Origin of the sequence: Nocardia sp. NPDC005745, assembly GCF_040630775.1 — a bacterium.
GTDB lineage: Bacteria > Actinomycetota > Actinomycetes > Mycobacteriales > Mycobacteriaceae > Nocardia.
This window is the reverse complement of the sequence record NZ_JBEXYF010000014.1, coordinates 12,836-29,232: the sequence shown is the minus strand read 5'-3', so window position 1 is coordinate 29,232 and position 16,397 is coordinate 12,836. Positions and strand designations below refer to the sequence as shown.

Annotated in this window: 18 protein-coding genes; 10 read left to right on the top strand and 8 right to left on the bottom strand. The window is 68.5% G+C overall.

Annotated elements, in window-relative coordinates; all coding sequences use genetic code 11:
- Positions 1-31: 31 nt before the first annotated feature.
- Entirely contained in the window at positions 32-1,198 is a 1,167-nt protein-coding gene (locus tag ABZ420_RS16580) for a PPE domain-containing protein (RefSeq protein ID WP_357122977.1), read from the top strand.
- A complete protein-coding gene (locus tag ABZ420_RS16575; protein WP_357122974.1) occupies positions 1,195-2,022 on the top strand; it encodes an ESX secretion-associated protein EspG in 828 nt (275 codons plus the stop codon). The genes ABZ420_RS16580 and ABZ420_RS16575 overlap by 4 nt, the downstream gene beginning before the upstream one ends.
- A 19-nt stretch (positions 2,023-2,041) precedes the next feature.
- Here ABZ420_RS16575 and ABZ420_RS16570 read toward each other — a convergent pair whose 3' ends face one another.
- The 3 genes from ABZ420_RS16570 to ABZ420_RS16560 all read right to left on the bottom strand — a co-directional run bounded on the left by ABZ420_RS16570 (position 2,042) and on the right by ABZ420_RS16560 (position 4,131).
- Entirely contained in the window at positions 2,042-2,710 is a 669-nt protein-coding gene (locus ABZ420_RS16570; RefSeq protein ID WP_357122971.1) for a histidine phosphatase family protein, read from the bottom strand.
- A complete protein-coding gene (gene pheA / locus ABZ420_RS16565) occupies positions 2,707-3,621 on the bottom strand; it encodes a prephenate dehydratase (RefSeq protein ID WP_357122968.1) in 915 nt (304 codons plus the stop codon). Before pheA ends, ABZ420_RS16570 begins: the two co-directional genes overlap by 4 nt.
- A gap of 96 nt (positions 3,622-3,717) precedes the next feature.
- Positions 3,718-4,131, bottom strand: a complete 414-nt coding sequence (locus tag ABZ420_RS16560; protein ID WP_357122965.1) for a hypothetical protein — start codon at positions 4,129-4,131, stop codon at positions 3,718-3,720.
- A gap of 198 nt (positions 4,132-4,329) precedes the next feature.
- Between ABZ420_RS16560 and ABZ420_RS16555 the strand changes: the two genes are divergently transcribed.
- The 5 genes from ABZ420_RS16555 (at position 4,330) to ABZ420_RS16535 (ending at position 8,831) form a co-directional block, all read left to right on the top strand.
- Positions 4,330-5,097, top strand: coding sequence for a DUF2470 domain-containing protein (locus ABZ420_RS16555; RefSeq protein ID WP_357122962.1), 768 nt, complete (start codon positions 4,330-4,332; stop codon positions 5,095-5,097).
- Between the two features lie 261 nt (positions 5,098-5,358).
- A complete protein-coding gene (locus ABZ420_RS16550; RefSeq protein WP_357122959.1) occupies positions 5,359-6,153 on the top strand; it encodes a CPBP family intramembrane glutamic endopeptidase in 795 nt (264 codons plus the stop codon).
- Positions 6,154-6,281: 128 nt separating this feature from the next.
- Positions 6,282-7,649 carry an LCP family protein gene (locus ABZ420_RS16545; RefSeq protein ID WP_357122956.1) on the top strand — a complete coding sequence of 456 codons (1,368 nt, stop codon included), beginning with the start codon at positions 6,282-6,284 and terminating at the stop codon, positions 7,647-7,649.
- Between the two features lie 10 nt (positions 7,650-7,659).
- Positions 7,660-8,211 (top strand): ferritin-like domain-containing protein, encoded by a 552-nt coding sequence (locus tag ABZ420_RS16540; protein ID WP_357122953.1) that lies wholly within the window; start codon positions 7,660-7,662, stop codon positions 8,209-8,211.
- 71 nt (positions 8,212-8,282) lie between these two features.
- Positions 8,283-8,831 carry a ferritin gene (locus ABZ420_RS16535; RefSeq protein WP_357123337.1) on the top strand — a complete coding sequence of 183 codons (549 nt, stop codon included), beginning with the start codon at positions 8,283-8,285 and terminating at the stop codon, positions 8,829-8,831.
- A 221-nt stretch (positions 8,832-9,052) separates the two neighbouring features.
- On the opposite strand, the gene ABZ420_RS16530 is transcribed toward ABZ420_RS16535, so the two are convergent.
- From ABZ420_RS16530 to ABZ420_RS16515, 4 genes are all read right to left on the bottom strand, one after another.
- Positions 9,053-9,973 carry a DUF5926 family protein gene (locus ABZ420_RS16530; protein ID WP_357122950.1) on the bottom strand — a complete coding sequence of 307 codons (921 nt, stop codon included), beginning with the start codon at positions 9,971-9,973 and terminating at the stop codon, positions 9,053-9,055.
- Positions 9,974-10,477: 504 nt separating this feature from the next.
- On the bottom strand, positions 10,478-11,245 hold the full coding sequence (locus ABZ420_RS16525) for a glycerophosphodiester phosphodiesterase (protein ID WP_357122947.1): 768 nt from the start codon (positions 11,243-11,245) through the stop codon (positions 10,478-10,480).
- Positions 11,242-12,285 carry a DUF4328 domain-containing protein gene (locus ABZ420_RS16520; protein ID WP_357122944.1) on the bottom strand — a complete coding sequence of 348 codons (1,044 nt, stop codon included), beginning with the start codon at positions 12,283-12,285 and terminating at the stop codon, positions 11,242-11,244. The genes ABZ420_RS16525 and ABZ420_RS16520 overlap by 4 nt, the downstream gene beginning before the upstream one ends.
- A gap of 20 nt (positions 12,286-12,305) precedes the next feature.
- On the bottom strand, positions 12,306-12,644 hold the full coding sequence (locus ABZ420_RS16515; protein ID WP_062967049.1) for a rhodanese-like domain-containing protein: 339 nt from the start codon (positions 12,642-12,644) through the stop codon (positions 12,306-12,308).
- A 546-nt stretch (positions 12,645-13,190) separates the two neighbouring features.
- Here ABZ420_RS16515 and ABZ420_RS16510 point away from each other — a divergent pair.
- Positions 13,191-13,802, top strand: a complete 612-nt coding sequence (locus ABZ420_RS16510; protein WP_357122941.1) for a hypothetical protein — start codon at positions 13,191-13,193, stop codon at positions 13,800-13,802.
- 75 nt (positions 13,803-13,877) lie between these two features.
- Here the strand turns inward: ABZ420_RS16510 and msrA are convergent, their stop codons facing one another.
- The gene (gene msrA, locus ABZ420_RS16505; protein WP_357122938.1) at positions 13,878-14,558 is read right to left on the bottom strand and encodes a peptide-methionine (S)-S-oxide reductase MsrA; all 681 of its coding nucleotides are present in this window, start codon (positions 14,556-14,558) and stop codon (positions 13,878-13,880) included.
- Positions 14,559-14,749: 191 nt separating this feature from the next.
- Here msrA and ABZ420_RS16500 point away from each other — a divergent pair, with 191 nt between their 5' ends.
- Together ABZ420_RS16500 and ABZ420_RS16495 are read left to right on the top strand one after the other, a co-directional pair.
- On the top strand, positions 14,750-15,373 hold the full coding sequence (locus tag ABZ420_RS16500; protein ID WP_039794275.1) for a superoxide dismutase: 624 nt from the start codon (positions 14,750-14,752) through the stop codon (positions 15,371-15,373).
- A gap of 309 nt (positions 15,374-15,682) precedes the next feature.
- Complete coding sequence (locus tag ABZ420_RS16495) at positions 15,683-16,210, top strand: hypothetical protein (protein WP_040864175.1); 528 nt, start codon at positions 15,683-15,685, stop codon at positions 16,208-16,210.
- Positions 16,211-16,397: the final 187 nt, after the last annotated feature.

The following is a 16,397-nucleotide window of genomic DNA, read 5'->3' as shown; positions in this document are numbered from 1 at the left end:
TCAGCAACGCTTAGCAGGGGAGAAGTCAAACATGGTTGCAGGAGTCACCGGGGTGATCTGGGCGGCGCGCCCGTCGGAGATCAATTCGGCCACCCTTCACGCGGGCGCGCACGCGATTCCGATCTCGGCCGCGGCCACCGCCTGGGGCGGCCTCACCGCCGCCTGGATCGACGCGACGACGACCGTCGCCAGGGTGATGGCCGAACTCGGCGTCGGGATGCAGGGCATCAACGGTATCGCCGCGCTGAGCAAGCTCACCGGTTTCCTCGGCTGGTCCGAGCAGCAGGGCGTGCAGGCGGCCGCGATGGGCGCGAAGGCCGCGGCGAACGCCACCGCCTACACCGTCGCCTCGCTGGCGATGCCGAGCCCGCCCGAGATCGCGGCCGTCAACGCGGCCTTGGCCGCCTCTGCGAACCCGCCCGGCGTACTGAGCGGCGCGTTCGAGGTCGCGGAAGTCGCCAGGAACGCCATGGACATTCGCGCGGCGTTGGTCATGGAGACCTACGAGGCCGCCACCAGCGCAATGGTCGCCACGCCTGCCGAGTTCCTGCTGCCGCCGCCGATCGCCAAGGGCGCCGGATCGGCCGGCCCCGAACAGGCGGCGGATACAACCACCGAGGTCCCTGCCGATCCGATCCAGGCGGCCGTGGCCGCCACGCAGGCGTTCTTGAGCAATCCCGGTGTGGCGAGCGCTGCCACCCAGGCCGCTCAGGCCGTCGGCTCGATCGCCACCACCGGTGTCTCCACCGTCGGAAATGTCGCGGGCAGCGCGATCGCGGCGGCGACCACCACCTCCGCTCCCACCTTCTCCGGCATGGCTCCGATGGCTATGGGAGCCGGTGCGGCAGCGACCGCCGTCGGCGCCGCGACTCGGGCGGTGTCGTTCTCCGGCCTCGGGTCGGCCGGTATCAGCAACGGATCGCTCAAGCTTCCGGAAGGCTGGGGCTCCAGCGGCACGATCGGTGGCTCCGCCGCGGTGCAGGAGACTGTGGCGGTCAAGCCCGTCGAGGCTGCCCCGGTCCGTCCGGCGAACAACGGCAACGGCAATCCGTTGCTCGGTAACCAGGCTCGCAGCGACGAGGAGGACGAGAGCGAGCACAACGGCCGGGATTACCTGCGGTCGGCCGAGCACTTCAACGACGGCCGCTTCACCGCCGATGGAGTCATCGGCGGTGACTTCAGCGGGACGGTTAGGTGACCGTACTCGGTGCGGGCCGCGACCCGTCGACGCTCGAGTCGGTCGTCCTGTCGCTCGACGAGATGCAGTTTCTCGTGGAGAAACTGCAGATCGAAGTCCCCGTCGTCTTGAACGCTCGGGCACGTTACGACAACCTGACCGATCACAGAGCGGCGATGGACGCGGCCGCCGAGTCGCTCGTCCAGCGGGAACTCCTCATCGACGATGTGCTCCATCGCGACCTGGAGAATCGGCTGCGCGCGCTGAACCGGCCACATTGGATCATCGCGCTGCGATTGATCGTCGACGGTTGGGTGAGTCGCTTCTGTCTGGCGAAGGGCGCCGACCTTGCGGTCGTCGCCCTTCGGGGACAGGACTCCTATGTCATCGACGAGGCGGGAATCGACCTGCCCGGCACCATTCTCGCGGCACTCGGCTACGCCGACCCGCTGGAGCTGTACGGCATGAACGCCCCCACCGAAGAGCTGGCCACGATCTTCGGCGACACCGGTGACGCCGCGGCCACCGCCCAGCGGCTGACGAAGGTGGGCAACCCTGCCCACGATGCGAAGACCTTGGCGGCGGCTTTGGTCGAAATCCACTCGTATGCGGAGATAGTCGGCGTCATCTACGGCGACGGCACCAGAGATATGGCCGACAACCACATCGCCGTCTTCAACACGCGCGCAGGGCGATTCATCGCGACCGCGAGCAAGTCCGACGACGGCGTGAAGTGGACGTCACTCAGCAGCGGAACCCCCGCGCGACTGCGCACGGCGGTGCAGGACCTGATCAACTCCCTGCCGGAACGCGAAGAGTTCCCGCGGCATCCGAAGCTGTCCTGAGCACGCCGAACATGCCTAGCTAACCCATGGGATCGTCGGAGGTAGGCGCGACGTCGTAGCCGAACGGCGGCGTGAACCGGCCCCAGCGAATGCACTCCCACCCGCCGTCCGGCATCGGCACCAACTCGATGGTCTCGGTGTTGTCCAGGTGGTTGTTCGTGGTGAACGGCGGTCGAACATCCGCGAGCGTGCGGCCGACGAGCCGCATGGCCGCACCGTGGCTGACCACCATCACGTCGCCGTGCCCGCCGTCCTCCGGCGTCAGATACGTGTTCCGCAGCTCCGCGATCACAGGCAGGAACCGATCCAGCACATCCTGGGCGGACTCGCCACCGGGCACCCGCAACGTGAGATCGCCTTCGTGCCAGGCGCGGTAGATCTGCTGGAACGTCTGGTGCGCATCCTCGCTGTGCTGGCCCTCCAGATCCCCGGCCTGCACCTCGTGCAGTCCGTCCAGGACCATGGCGGCGACACCGGTCGCCGCCTCGATGTAGCTCGCCGTCTGGCGTGCCCGAAGCGCCGCCGAGGAGAACAGCACCTTCGGCGCGCGGAGCAGGCCTTCACCGAACGTCTTCGCTTGTGCCGCACCACGTTCGGTCAACGGTAGTCCTGGAATTCTGGTATCCAGCAGCTTGGCGACGTTACCTTCGGTCTCCCCGTGCCGGACCAGAATCAACCTCCCGGTCATAGGTCCGCCTTCCCCTTTCTCAGCTGGATCAGCCACTCCGACGCGGCTTCGTCGGAGGGTGGCGGCGTGCCGGTCGCCGATGTCGCCGGCCAGGACCCGAGAAATCGGATCCGCGCGGCGCGGTGCAGCGCCTTGAGCGCCTCGGCCACCGCCGTGTCGTCGATGTGCCCTACGCAATCGAGATAAAACCGGTAGGTGCCCATGCCGGTTCGGGTGGGCCGCGACTCGATCCTGGTCAGATCGATACCGCGCGTGGCGAATTCGGCGAAGGCGCGCATCAGCGAGCCCGGTACGTTCGGCAATTCGAGCACGATCGAGGTGCGGTCGGCGCCCGTGGGGGGCGGCGCGACCGTGGGCCGGGTGCACAGCACGAATCGCGTGATGGCCTGCTCGTGGTCGGCGACTCCGGAGGCCAGCGCGATCAACCCCAGCCGCTCGCCCGCCAGGGCGGTCGACACGGCGGCATCGGCGTGACCGGCCACCACGTCTTCCGCGGCCGCGGCATTCGACGCCGAGGTGTAGGGCTGCGCTTGCGGCAGATGCCGCGCCACCCACAGCCGCACCTGCGCAGCGGCTACGGGGTATGCGGCGAGGGTGCGCACATCCGGAAGCGCCGTGCCGGGCTTGCCCAGGATCGTGAAACTCACCTCGAGTTCGGTCTCGGCGACGATCTGCAGACGCGGGCCGATTGCCAGCGAGTCGAGCGTCGCCGAGATCGACCCCTCGACGGAACTCTCGATCGGCACCACCGCGCCGTCCACGTCGCCGGAGCGGATCAAGTCGAGCGCCGCCCCTTGGCTGGGCGCGGCAATCCGCTCGACGGGTCCGTCGAAGGTTCCCGAGGATTCGAGTTGGGCGAGGGCCATCTCGGTGAAGGTTCCGGACGGCCCGAAGTACGCGATTCGCGGCACGGTTACGAGATTACTTGCGCGCTCGCCCGGCCCCCCACCAATCGCGGAAGGCCCGGCCACCGCGCGGCCGCTGTTCCACGGCCGCCCGAGCGTCGTTCAACCTTCGTTGAGCACCCGCAACGCGTCGTTCACCCGGTCACCGGCCGCGGTTTCGATGGCGAGCAGGACGGATCTGACCGCCTCGACGGCCGGTGGTTTCAGAGAAGTCAGGAAGGCGATATCGGGGTTGCGCAGTGCGGCGCCGATGTCTTCGCCGCACAGGGCCGCGGCCGTCGCGGCGACGATGGCCACCGCGCGCTCACCAGAGGCGGTACGCGCGACGAAACCGGTATCGGAGTGTGCCGCCTGCGCGAGGAAGTCGGCGATCCCGCTGTCCGGCGCGTCCAGTTCCACGGTCGGCGCGGCGGGGCTTGCGCCGATGTTGCGGACCAGCCCGTCGACCAGACTGCGCCGCGGCGGCGTCGACAACGTCACCAGCACCGGTTCTCCGGATTCCGTCCCTTCCGACACGCCCTCACCGTAACAACACTCTTCGACCCGAGGCCGGCTGCCCGCGGGACCGGTGCACATGAGATTCGCCGCGGTCGGCCGTATCCCACGGGCCGCTTCGATTCGGCCCGATCGGAACGCTTGCGAAACCCGCGCGCTGTCACTTAGCTTAGGGTAACCTAATCAATACCGCGCGCTGTCCGCTCCACGGAGGTTTGTATGCCGAGTCCGTCCTCGACCGTCGCACCGTCCACCGCCGAGCGGGTGCGCAGCGCGTGCGCCCACGCGGAGCAAGCGGTGCTGGCCATGCCGGGCATCGATCCCACCCCCGCGTCGGTGCACCACGTACGCCAGTGCGGCGACGCCGTCATCGCGGTGCCCACTGCCTCGGTCGCCGCGATTCTGGCGGGCAATTCCGGCGAGCAGGGCGCGCCCGCGGTGCTCGAGCTCACCGATCACGCCCCGCTGCCGCTGCGCGAGCCGGTGCGGGCACTGGTCTGGCTGCGCGGCTGGGTGCGTGCGGTGCCCACCCAGGCGCAGCGCGCGCTGGCCACCGAGGTGGCCGAGGACCACCCGCATCCCGGCCTGCTCGACATCGGCTTCGGCGCCACGCTGCTGCGGCTGGTGATCAACTCCGCGGTGGTGGCCGACTCGACCGGCGCGGAATCGGTGAGCAGCGACGAGTTGCGCTCGGCGCAGCCGGATCCCTTCTGCGCCATGGAATCCGCATGGCTGCAGCACATGCAGGCCGACCACGCCGATATCGTCGCCCAACTGGCCAGGCACCTACCGCCGCGCCTACAGCGCGGCATCGTGCACCCGCTCGCCATCGACCGCTACGGGCTCACCCTGCGGGTGGAGGGACATGACGGTGACCACGACTTCCGCTTGCCGTTCAGCGCTCCGGCCGACGACATCGAAGGCCTCAGCCGGGCCGTACGCACGCTGGCAGGCTGCCCGTTCCTCAACGGCCTGCGCCGCATCTGACCCGGTGACCACCCCGCGCACCGCACAGCAGAACCAGGTGACGGTGCGGCCCGACTCCACAGGTCTGGCCGCTCGTTCACGAACCGGCTCGATCATGTGACCCCGCCCGAGCACCACGCAGGCCGACCACAGCGGAGGCCGGCTTGTAGCGACTACGACACGATGCGTGGTGACGCACCGAACGGGCGGGTTCCGAACCGTCACGGGACTCGACGGTGACGCGCCGCGCGCCCAACCGGTCGAGCGCAATAGATTCGACCCATGCGTGCGGAGTCCGATGCCCAGTGGGACGAGGCCGAGCCGACCGATCGCGAGCGGCTGGCGCTCAAACTCGAGATCGCGGTGGTGCTGCTCGTCACCTTCGGGCTCAGCGGGCTCAGCGCCGCGCTCTCGCTGGTGGAGAGTGCGCTCGCGCCGGGCGGGATCGGTGGGCGGACGGTCGCGCTGAACCCGTCGCGATCCACGCAATCCACTATCGACCTGCTGTTCCAGCTGCTCAGTGTGCTGCGGCTGGCCGGGTGGGCGGCCTTGGGCCTATATCTGCTGTGGCGCGGCGGCATCGGGCCGCGACTGATCGGGCTGGCGAATCGGCTCCGGTGGCGCGCGGACGTGCTACCCGGCTTGACGCTCGCCGCGATCATCGGACTACCGGGGCTGGGACTGTACCTCCTTGCCCACGCACTGGGCCTCAGCGTGACGATCGTGCCCGCCTCGCTCGGCGACTACTGGTGGCGGCTGCCCGCGCTCATCCTCTCGGCCTGCGCGAATGCCCTGGCCGAGGAGGTCATCGTGGTGGCGTTCCTGCTCACCCGGCTGCGCAGGCTCGGATGGTCGGCGAACTCGGCGCTGCTGGCCTCGGCGTTGCTGCGTGGCAGCTATCACCTGTATCAGGGACTGGGCGGAGGACTCGGAAATTTTGTGATGGGCGTCATATTCGGCCGCTATTGGCAGCGCACGAACCGGCTGTGGCCGCTGGTGCTCGCGCATGCGACCATCGATGCGGTCGCCTATCTCGGCTATACCGTTCTGCGTGGCCATGTTTCGTGGCTCCCGTGACGCAACCGTGCCCTGCGGAACGCTAACAACCCGGCGCCGCCTGCGAATTAGGAAGCAGCGCCGCTTCCGTGTGCGCCCGGTGTCCACATGCGACACCTCACAACCGCCCGATAAGTAGAGTTTCAGTGATGAACGGCGACGACCCCCAGCGCAACGCGCACATGCGCCGGATGCCGCCGCCCGGCAGACCCGGCGAGCCTCCCATGCGCCGCCGCGTGCCACCGCCCGGCCCCGGCGCGCCGCCGCCGATCGAGCCCACCCAGGTGATGCGTCGCGATGGCGCGATCGACCCGCACGGGCAGCCGCTGGCATATTCGCAGGTCCCGCCGGAACAGGCACGTCGCATGCCGCCGCCTCCCCCGGCCCGCAGGCACGCCCCCGCGCAGCGCCCGGCGCCGCATCACGAAGCTCCTACGCATGCGCCCACGCAGCGCCCGGTGCCCTATCACGAAGGTCCGCCGCCCACACCGCCCCGGAAGCCACGGCCGTTCCGCGAGGGCCCACCGCCCGTGCCGCCGCGTGGCGAGCGCCCGCCGCGAGCGCCGCGACCGCGCCGCAAGCGACACCCGTTCCGCTGGTTCCTGGTGATCCTGCTGGTGCTGGTGATCGCGGCCGTCGGCGCCGTCATCCAACTGGACAACTCGCTCAACCGCATCCCCGCGCTTGCGAACTACGCCAAGCGGGTCGGGAACACCCCCGGCACGAACTGGCTGCTGGTCGGCTCCGACGGCCGCGGCGAGCTGACCCCCGAGCAGGAGCAGGAACTCGCCACCGGCGGCGAGGTGGGTCCCGAGCGCACCGACACGATCATGCTGGTGCACGTGCCGAAATCGGGCAAGACCACCCTGGTCAGCCTGCCGCGTGACTCGTACGTCGGCATCCCCGGCCAGGGCAAGGACAAGCTGAACGCCGCGTTCGCCATCGGCGGCCCCGCGCTACTGGTGCAGACCGTGGAGATCGCCACCGGCTTGCGCATCGACCACTACGCGCAGATCGGTTTCGGCGGCTTCGCCGGCGTGGTCGACACCCTCGGCGGCATCGACGTGTGCGTCCCCAAGGCGATCGACGACCCGCTCGCCGGCATCGACCTGCCCGCGGGCTGCCAGCGGCTGAACGGACCACAGGCGTTGGGCTTCGTCCGCAGCCGGGCGACCGCGCTCGCGGACATCGACCGGATGAACAATCAGCGCCTGTTCATGGCCGCCCTGCTGAAGAAGGCGACCAGCGGCGCCACCCTCGCCAACCCGTTCAAGCTCTGGCCGCTGGCCTCCGACACCGCCGAGTCGCTGAAGGTCGACAACGGCGACCACATCTGGGACCTCGGCGGGCTGGGCTGGGCGCTGCGCGGCGAAACCGTCGCCACGACGGTACCGATCGGCGGATTCGACGACACCGACAGCGGCAACGTGCTGCTGTGGGACAAGGAGAAGGCCGGCCGCTTCTTCAACGCATTGGCCGCCGACCGTGCCGTTCCGGAGGATCTGCTGACGCGGTAGCGTCGATGCCATGCCGGACACCGACGAGGCCGACGAGTCCTTCCCCGACTTGCTGCGCACGCAGATCCGTCACGAATTCACCGCCGCCCAGCAGTATCTCGCCGCCGCCGTGTACTTCGACTCGCGCAGACTGCCGCAATTGGCCGGACACGCCTACGGCCGGTCACGCGAGCACCACGGCAATGCGCTGCGCATGGTCCAGTACCTGCTGGATCGGGATCTCCCGGTGCAGATCGGGGGTCTGGAGGAGATCACATCGACCTTCGAAACCCCGCGCGGCGCAATCGCTCTGCTGCTGGGGATCGAACAGGACCGCAGCACCCGGATCAGCGATCTCGCCCGCGCGGCCCGCGGCTCCGGTGACTATCTGGGCGAACGATTCGTCCGGTGGTTCTTGGAGGAACAGGTGAAGAGCGTCGCTCGGATGACCACGCTGCTGGCCGTACTCGACCGCGCCGACGGACAGTTGTTCGACGTCGAGGAGTTCGTCGCCCGGGAGATGCGGGCGCGGCAGCGTACCGATATACCGGCGCCGAAAATGGCTGGAGCGGCGCGGAATTAATTAGGCAACACTAGCCTCAATAAGGTTGCACTTGGATGACACGCGATCTGACCAGCGCTAATGTCGATGCCATGTCAAGCCATCCGGATGCACCCCGCAGCAAATTTCACAGCCTGTTGCACGATCAGATCCGGCACGAATTCAATGCCGAGCATCAGTACATCGCGATTGCGGTGTGGTTCGACAATGCCGACCTGCCGCAGCTGGCCAAGCGGTTCTACAAGCAGTCGGTCGAAGAACGCAATCACGCGATGATGATCGTGCGGTACTTCCTGGACCGGGATATCAGCGTCGAGATTTCCGGCATCGACGCGGCGAAATCGCATTTCGAGAGCGCTCGGGAGCCGATCGCGCTCGCGCTCGCCCAGGAGAAGACGGTCACCGAGCAGATCATCCAGCTGGCGAGCACCGCCCGGGAAGAGGGCGACTACCTCGGCGAACAGTTCATGCAGTGGTTCCTGAAGGAACAGGTCGAGGAAGTCGCGAACATGACCACACTGCTCACCATCGCCGATCGCGCCGGGTCGAACCTGTTCGACCTGGAGGATTTCGTCGCCCGGGAAATGAGCGGCCCGAGCGATACCTCCGGTGCGCCTTCGGTGGCGGGCGGCTCCGTCTGACGGAGCTCGCGCCGAGAAGGCGAACAGGCCCGGTTTCTTATCAGGAACCGGGCCTGCCGCTGTTCGGGTCTTTTTGCCCGCCGAATCCGCGCGAGACGGTTTCGGCCGCTTTCCGTCGATAGTTCGGTGAGACTTCCCTATCTTCCAGCGTTATCGGCGGCAATCGAAAAGCGGCGCCGCGGATCGATAGGTATTTCGCATGAATCCCGTCGACCGGGTACTCAGCGCAGTGTGACCTGACGTGACCGCAGGCCGTCACGGGAGCGGCGCTCGTCGGCCGTCAGCGGGGCGTCGACGGCCAGCGCCTCGGACAGGCGCGCACCGAATTCGGTTGCGGGCTTCACCCATTCGTCGGGGTGCCGCTCCGGGTCCAAGTCGAACACCGGGACCAGAACGCCGTGCGTACGGAACGACCCGGCGAATCGGGAACCCTCGCCGAGGTGCAGGCCGCCGGATGCGTGCAGCCGAGCCAGCGCCAGCATCAGCGCGTCCTCGTCCTCCGGCCGCACCCAGCGGATATGCGCCTTCTCGCCCGCGTCCACCCACCAGGCCGCGCCGATCGCGTCCGCGTCCAGCCCGAGCCGCGCCGACGGCATGATCGCCTGCTTGGCCTGCTCGATGGTGGCGGCGACCTGCGCGTCGGGCTCGACTCCGGCAGGCACCCACCAGTCGAAGTCCTGGTGCACGGTCAGCTCCAGGCGCGCGGCGGGATCGATGACATCGGCCAGCCGCGGGCCGCCCGCGACGCTCGCCACGGAGGACAGCGAATCACCGGGCTCGGCGGACTGGGTCCACAGGATCGCCGCGGCCAGATCGGCTGCCGGGTCGGCGCCCTGGAATTGCGTCTGCAGGCCCACGTACCCGCTGGGCTCGTCGCCGGCGCGCACCAGCGCGGCCACCGCGCCGGGCAGCACCGTGGCGAGCACGACCGGCCGCTCGGCTGCGACCGACGCCACCGGCGTCAACCGCGCGGTAGCCGAGGGAACGAATTCACGGAGCGCGACCAGATCGCACTCCGCGGCCAAGCCCTCGAACGGACGCGTGACGGCCTGTGCCGCTTGCTCCTGCGCTGCCCGCCGCTCGGCGAGACGCTGGGCCCGGTTCCCCCCGGGCTTAGGACTGTTGCGCTTGCTCTTACCCACGAGGGGTCAACCTACACAGTGTCGGACCGGCCGCGCCCGCGGCGCGGCGTGTTCGCTGTGTTGGTTTTCCAGCGCCTGCGGCGCTGAGTGTTCGCGGCCGATGCTCGGTCTCGCTTCGCTCGAAACCGGGAGTCGAGGTGAGCTGGGCATACTTGGCTTTCGAGTTCTGGGCATGGGGTGCGCGACTCGGTGTGGCGAACGGGCACTGCGTGGTATCGCGCCCTCGAGACCTGTGGTTGAGGTGGTTTGGTGCATCATGCGGTCACCGCGCGAACGGGGTTGCGCCGTCGTCAGGACGCGGCAGCGAACGCCGTTGCACGGTGGATCGCAGATGCGGCGGCTCTCGTACGCGCCCCGACTTCGCGGGCGGCTGTGTTGTGGATGCCACGGCTATCCCCGCGGCGGGCGGGTGGGGCTTTCGCCGTACGCGGGAGAGCGGCTGGTGCGATCGTTATGGAGCCGATGGTCCGATCGGCATGCGCTCGTTCGCCCCGCGCGGCCGATTCAGGCGGCCGGGAGCAGCGACTTGGTGCGGCCGGGGTGGTTGGTGGCGATCCAGCTGACGCCGAGGTCGGCGCACAGTTGGACGTCGTCGGCGTCGTCGACGGTCCAGCAGTAGGTGGCGCGGCCTGCGGCGGCGGCCTTGTCGACCAGCTCGGGGTGTTCGCGCAAGGTCTTCACCGAGGGGCCGACGGCCGTGGCTCCGACGGTTGTGGCCGCGGAGCCGCCCAGGTAGCGCGATGATTCGCCGAGCAGAACGGTGGGCAGCAGCGGCGCGGCGCGGCGGATGCGCCACACCGCGGTGGCCGCGAACGACATCACGACGGCCCGGGAATGGTCGGCGGAGGCCGGGGTGGCGATGCCGAAGCGCTGGAGCTCGGCGAGCAGTTTGTTCTCGACGAGCGCGCCGTAGCGGACCGGGTGCTTGGTTTCGATGAACAGCTTGGTCGGCCTGCTGCGCCAGTCCAGCACCAGGCTGATCAGCTCGCTGAGGGTCAGCACCGAGGCGGGCGAGCCGTCGGCGCCGAAATCGAGAGCCCGCAGTTCGTCCAGCGTCATCTCGCTGACCAGTCCGCTGCCCGAGGAGGTTCGGTCGACGGTGCGATCGTGCACGCACACCAGATGTCCGTCCCTGGTCAGCCGGACATCGCATTCGACGCCGTCGGCGCCCTCCTGCAGCGCCAGCTCGTATGCGGCGAGCGTGTGCTCGGGACGCGCCGCCGAGGCGCCTCGATGCGCGACGACGAATGGCGCGCGACTGCCCTGGCTCACTTGGCCATAACCTCCTCCTGCTCACGGTCCTGAGCACCGTTGTCCTCGGGTGCCTGCTCGGCGCCCGCCGGTTCGGCCGCGTGTTCGCGTCCGCCGGGATGCACCGGCTCGATCACCGGCACGGCGGGGTCGACCGCGATCAGCCAGCGGCGTGCGGTCCGGTGCCGACCGAGCAGGTCACGTCCCTCGAGCGTGCGCAGCACCCACAGGGTCAGCAGCGCGACCGCCGCGGCGACCACGTCGGTGACGGCGGTGAACAACACCCCGTCCGCCTCCGCCTGCAACGAATCCGCGGTGCGCCACAGTAGCGCGGCCGTCGCGACGACCCCGCCGAACACCCACGCCGCCCACCAGATCCGGGCCGCTCGTACCGCCCGGGGATCACCTTTCAACGCGGCCACTTCGATCAGGAAGATCCCGGGCCACAGCAAGTTGACCACCGGGATCAGGCAGCCGGATATCAGCGCCCGCGGCGACCGCGGGTCGCTCCGGCCCACGGCGTCGTAGGCCGCCCGCCTGAGTTCGATCAGCCTTCCGACCGCGGACAAGGCCGCCAGCAATGCGATCAGGATCGCGAGCACCCCCGCGCCGATCACGAACGCGTCGGAGGCGAAGAGCACGACGGGGTGGATCAGGCGCGTCCGGTTGTGCAGCAAGAGCGCATAGCGCGCCAGCTCGGCGACGGCCGCCAGCCCGAAAACGCCCGTGGCCGCGACGAGCAGTACGGTCACCGAGTCGGTCAACTTGCCCAGCGGGCGGCGTACCGCGCCCACGGCCTGCGGTGGCGCATCGATCAGACCCCAGCGCGGAATCCGCGTGTAGCGAGGTGTGCGGCTCTGCTCGGCCGGCCCTGGCGGCTGCCTGCGGACGCGATGATCCGGTTTACGGGCCACCCAGCGGTAGTTGCGACGGTCGGCGGGCGCGTCGATCGGCGCAGGCGAGAGGAGCACGCCGCGGCAACGCGGGCACCAGTGCATCGGCGCCCGTTGCACGGCCCAGCGCGCACCGCAGCGCGCACAAGGTTGTACCACCGTACTCACCCGCGCACCTCGTTCTTTCGTCAGTAGATCTTCGCCTCGTGGTCGCCCTCCGCGACCAGCGGGCGGCCGGCCTGCTGCCACGCCACCATGCCCCCGCGGACCTGAACGGCCTCATAGCCGATGTGCGCGAGATATTCGACCACCTGCAAGGACCGGCCGCCCTGCCTGCAGATGACATAGAGTTCCGCGTCGTAGTCCAGCTCGTCGATCCGGGCGGGGACGTCGACCATCGGGATGTGAGTCGCACCCGGGGCGTGTCCGAGCCGCCACTCGTCGTCCTCGCGGACGTCGAGCAGGATCGGTCGCGGCGTGTCGGCCGACGCGGGCGCGCTGTCGAATTCGGCAGGCACGTCCTCCACCGTGACCGACGGAACGTGGGGGCTCGTCACAGATTCGATCCTGCCATGGGCGGCGGGCCGCCGTGCAGTTCCATGCCTGGAGAGCGGCCTCGACAGCGGGCGACGACTTCGGGTATGTTCTCCCTTCCGGAACCGACCACGCCCCCGCTCGATGCGGGTTGTGCATAACTCGGGCGAAGTTATCCACATAATCCACAGGTTGATCCACAAGGCGCAGCTGTCGAGGGCATTTTGCCGCGTTGGCGGAGCGTTTCCGCTACTTATCAGCTACCGCTTCGGGGTGTTTCCATACTTCTGGTCCGGATCAGAGGGCTGATACCTGATACGTGACAGGATTCACCCCCTAACGGCCGCGCGGTGCGAATGGCCGATCCGGGACTCCCCTCCTAGTGATCCCGGAGCGGCCATTCGTCGCCGACATCGGAACCCGCGGCCGAAGGGGTTCCGACATCTACTTGGACGGGGCCGGGGCGCGTTCGGTTCCATGAAATTCAGAACGCCGCCGAAATGCCGCGATCCGGCGTCGACGATCGGTAGCCTGAGCGCATGAACGTGAGCAGGGGGCTACGCCACGGAATGGACACCGAAGGGCTCAACGTCGCGTTGTCCGAGGCCACGTGCCTCGGACTCGCGGTCGACGAGACCGCGGGCGAGTTGCGACTCGACCTCGAAGTGCTGACCCTCCCCGAACACGGGACGGCCGCCGAGGACAGCCGGGTGCAGGTGCGGTTCACCCGCGTGAGCCGGGTCGCCGCGTCACTGCGCACGCAGCATTGGGACGACCTGGAACCCCGGGTGCTGCCGCTGCAACTGGACGGCCTGGACGAGGCGATCCGCAGCTTCGGCGGCGGGCGGCTGCACGGCTGGGAGTTCATCGATCTCGACGACAGCAGCTGGGCGCTGTGGAGCGAACTGCTCAGCTTCGATACCAGGATCGACGATCATGAGTCCGCGCACGTTCTGGAGTTCTCCCAGGAGGAGGGCATCGATCCGCGCGAGCTGGACGTCCGGGTGTGGTTCGACGACATCGTCGTGTACGACACGCGGGGCAAGCAGATTCCCTTGGCGGACTTCATCGAGGGTGGTGCGCGGTGGTGGCGGGCGCACGATGCGGGTGATCCACGGGCGATGCGTCCCGGTATCGCTCCGCCCTTGTGAGCTCCGCACCCGGGATCTCCGCGAGCCGACCGCACATCCGCCCGACCGGATGTGCGGTTTTTCGTGTCGGGTCGTTCAGGCGCCCGTGCCCACCGGGCAGCTCACTCCGGTGGCGTGCACCGGGCAGTATCCGCCGGGGTTCTTCGCCAGGTACTGCTGGTGATAGCCCTCGGCGTAGTAGAAGGCCGCCGAGCCGGGCAGCGGCGCGATGTCCGTGGTGATCCGCCCGTACCCCGCCGCGGCCAGGCGCTTGCCGTACGCCTCGGCCGTCGAGCGCACGAGATCGGCCTGCTCCGGGCCGAAGGTGAAAACGGCCGAGCGGTATTGGGTGCCGCGGTCGTTGCCCTGACGCATGCCCTGGGTGGGATCGTGGTTCTCCCAGAAGTGCCTGAGGATGCCCGCGTAGTCGATCACCGCGGGATCGAACACGACGAGCACGGCTTCGGTATGTCCCGTCCGTCCGCTGCACACCTCTTCGTAGGTGGGGTTGGGCGTGTATCCGCCGACGTAGCCGACCGCCGTGGTGTAGACCCCGTCGAGTTCCCAGAAGCCCTTTTCCGCGCCCCAGAAACAGCCCATCGCGACGACCGCGAGCTGAAGCCCTTCGGGAAACGGCGGGTGGATCGGGTGACCGTTGACGTAGTGGGTATCCGGCACGTCGAGCGGCTCCGCCCGCCCGGGCAGGGCTCGCTCGGGTGCGATCATGACGGGTTCGGGGAGGCTCAGACGCCCCACTAGTTCGTCGTACCACGACATGGTTCGATGCTACGCGTGCGTTTCCAGTGGGGCCGATGTGCGTGATGTGACGGTGCGCGACCCGCGGGCTGTGAGCGGCGTCACCGGAATGTGCGGGCGTGGGCCCGAGTTGGAATCGACCGGGTGTACGAATGATGGTTGGCTGTGCTCGGAACAACGGGCACAACCGGCCCGACATAGGAAGGGACATCGTGGCTGAGTACACGCTGCCAGATCTGGATTACGACTACAGCGCCCTGGAGCCCCACATCTCCGGGCAGATCAACGAGCTTCATCATTCCAAGCACCACGCCGCGTACGTCGCCGGTGCGAACACCGCGTTGGAGAAGTTGGAAGCCGCTCGCGAGTCGGGCGATCACAGCGCCATCTTCCTGCACGAGAAGAACCTCGCGTTCCATCTGGGTGGGCACGTCAACCACTCCATCTGGTGGAAGAACCTTTCACCCAACGGCGGCGACAAGCCGGTCGGCGAACTCGCCGCGGCGATCGACGACCAGTTCGGTTCGTTCGACAAGTTCCGCGCGCAGTTCACCGCGGCGGCCAACGGTCTGCAGGGCTCGGGCTGGGCGGTGCTCGGCTTCGACACCCTCGGCCAGAAGCTGCTGACCTTCCAGCTCTACGACCAGCAGGCCAACGTCCCGCTGGGCATCATCCCGCTGCTGCAGGTCGACATGTGGGAGCACGCCTTCTACCTGCAGTACAAGAACGTCAAGGCCGACTACGTCACCGCCTTCTGGAACGTCGTCAACTGGGCCGACGTGCAGGAGCGCTTCGCCAAGGCGACTTCGCAGGCCAAGGGCCTCATCTTCGGCTGAGCCGGATCGAGCACCGGAACCGGGTCCGCGAATCCGTCCGCCACGCGCGGCCGGATTCCCGGGCCCGTTCTGTTTCCCGGCGACGCGGGCACTTTGCCGAGAACCCCGCCCGGTGACCACGAATTCGGGCCCGGCGAGGTGGGGCCGGATCCGCCGCGTGCGCAGCCCGATTGCCCGCCGATCTCCGTCCGACTGTCCGATTGGCACTCTTTGGTACTTGTGTGCCAGGTGACTCGTGGTTCATATTCGGGATCCACACCAAAAAGGGACGGGCAAGGTCGCCCCCGGGTTCGACAACGGGAGGCAGAAATGCGCACGAACGAACCGATCGGCATCACGCCGTTCCATTCGCGTGGGTCGCTGCGTGGCTTCTTGATCTCCGGCCGCTGGCCGGACACCACCAAGGAGTGGGCTCAGGTGCTGGTCCTGGCCGTGCGCGTGGCCACGCTACCCGGATTGCTGACGACCTCGACGGTGTTCGGGGTCCGCGAGGACCTGCCCGACGATCCCGCGCCCGGCACAGTCGGCCTGGTGCTGGCCGAAGGTCCGGTGTTGGGCGAGGAAGCCGTCGAGCCGGGCCACTTCGCCGAGCATGTGCCCCCGGCGCTGCTGATGTTGCATCCTCCTTCCGAAACCCGCCCCTCGCTGCCCGAATGCGCCGGCGCTGCGTCCGGCTGCGTGCTGCTGCCCGGCGTGCCCCATCTGGGGCTGGAGCACCGTGCCGCGTGGGTGGAAGCGGAGTCGGACGGAACGATCACTTCGCTGGTCAGCCGGGTGGGACTGGACCCGATCAGCCATCCCGATACCGCGGTTCTGGCTATGCTGCTGGCCGCGTGAGGGTAACCGAAATTCGCCGGTTGGATCGCCAAACTTATTGTGCGCATGGCGATTTCGATGACAGCGGGTTGGCAGGAGCCGGTTCCGCCGGGTAGAGTCGGCTACAGCGAAGGGGAGTAGCCCCCAATCACGCAGTCGACATACTGGCCCTCCGGCCCACCGGCGGGTCCGGCTGTGTGAACCGGCA

What these genes read in the sequence shown, in the direction of transcription:
- ABZ420_RS16555 (WP_357122962.1), top strand. Translation starts at nt 4,330, where the DNA reads ATGCCGAGTCCGTCCTCGACCGTCGCACCGTCCACCGCCGAGCGGGTG.
- ABZ420_RS16510 (WP_357122941.1), top strand. Translation starts at nt 13,191, where the DNA reads ATGAACGTGAGCAGGGGGCTACGCCACGGAATGGACACCGAAGGGCTC.
- ABZ420_RS16550 (WP_357122959.1), top strand. Translation starts at nt 5,359, where the DNA reads ATGCGTGCGGAGTCCGATGCCCAGTGGGACGAGGCCGAGCCGACCGAT.
- ABZ420_RS16570 (WP_357122971.1), bottom strand. Translation starts at nt 2,710, where the DNA reads ATGACCGGGAGGTTGATTCTGGTCCGGCACGGGGAGACCGAAGGTAAC.
- ABZ420_RS16545 (WP_357122956.1), top strand. Translation starts at nt 6,282, where the DNA reads ATGAACGGCGACGACCCCCAGCGCAACGCGCACATGCGCCGGATGCCG.
- msrA (WP_357122938.1), bottom strand. Translation starts at nt 14,558, where the DNA reads ATGTCGTGGTACGACGAACTAGTGGGGCGTCTGAGCCTCCCCGAACCC.
- ABZ420_RS16580 (WP_357122977.1), top strand. Translation starts at nt 32, where the DNA reads ATGGTTGCAGGAGTCACCGGGGTGATCTGGGCGGCGCGCCCGTCGGAG.
- ABZ420_RS16540 (WP_357122953.1), top strand. Translation starts at nt 7,660, where the DNA reads ATGCCGGACACCGACGAGGCCGACGAGTCCTTCCCCGACTTGCTGCGC.
- ABZ420_RS16535 (WP_357123337.1), top strand. Translation starts at nt 8,283, where the DNA reads ATGTCAAGCCATCCGGATGCACCCCGCAGCAAATTTCACAGCCTGTTG.
- ABZ420_RS16495 (WP_040864175.1), top strand. Translation starts at nt 15,683, where the DNA reads ATGCGCACGAACGAACCGATCGGCATCACGCCGTTCCATTCGCGTGGG.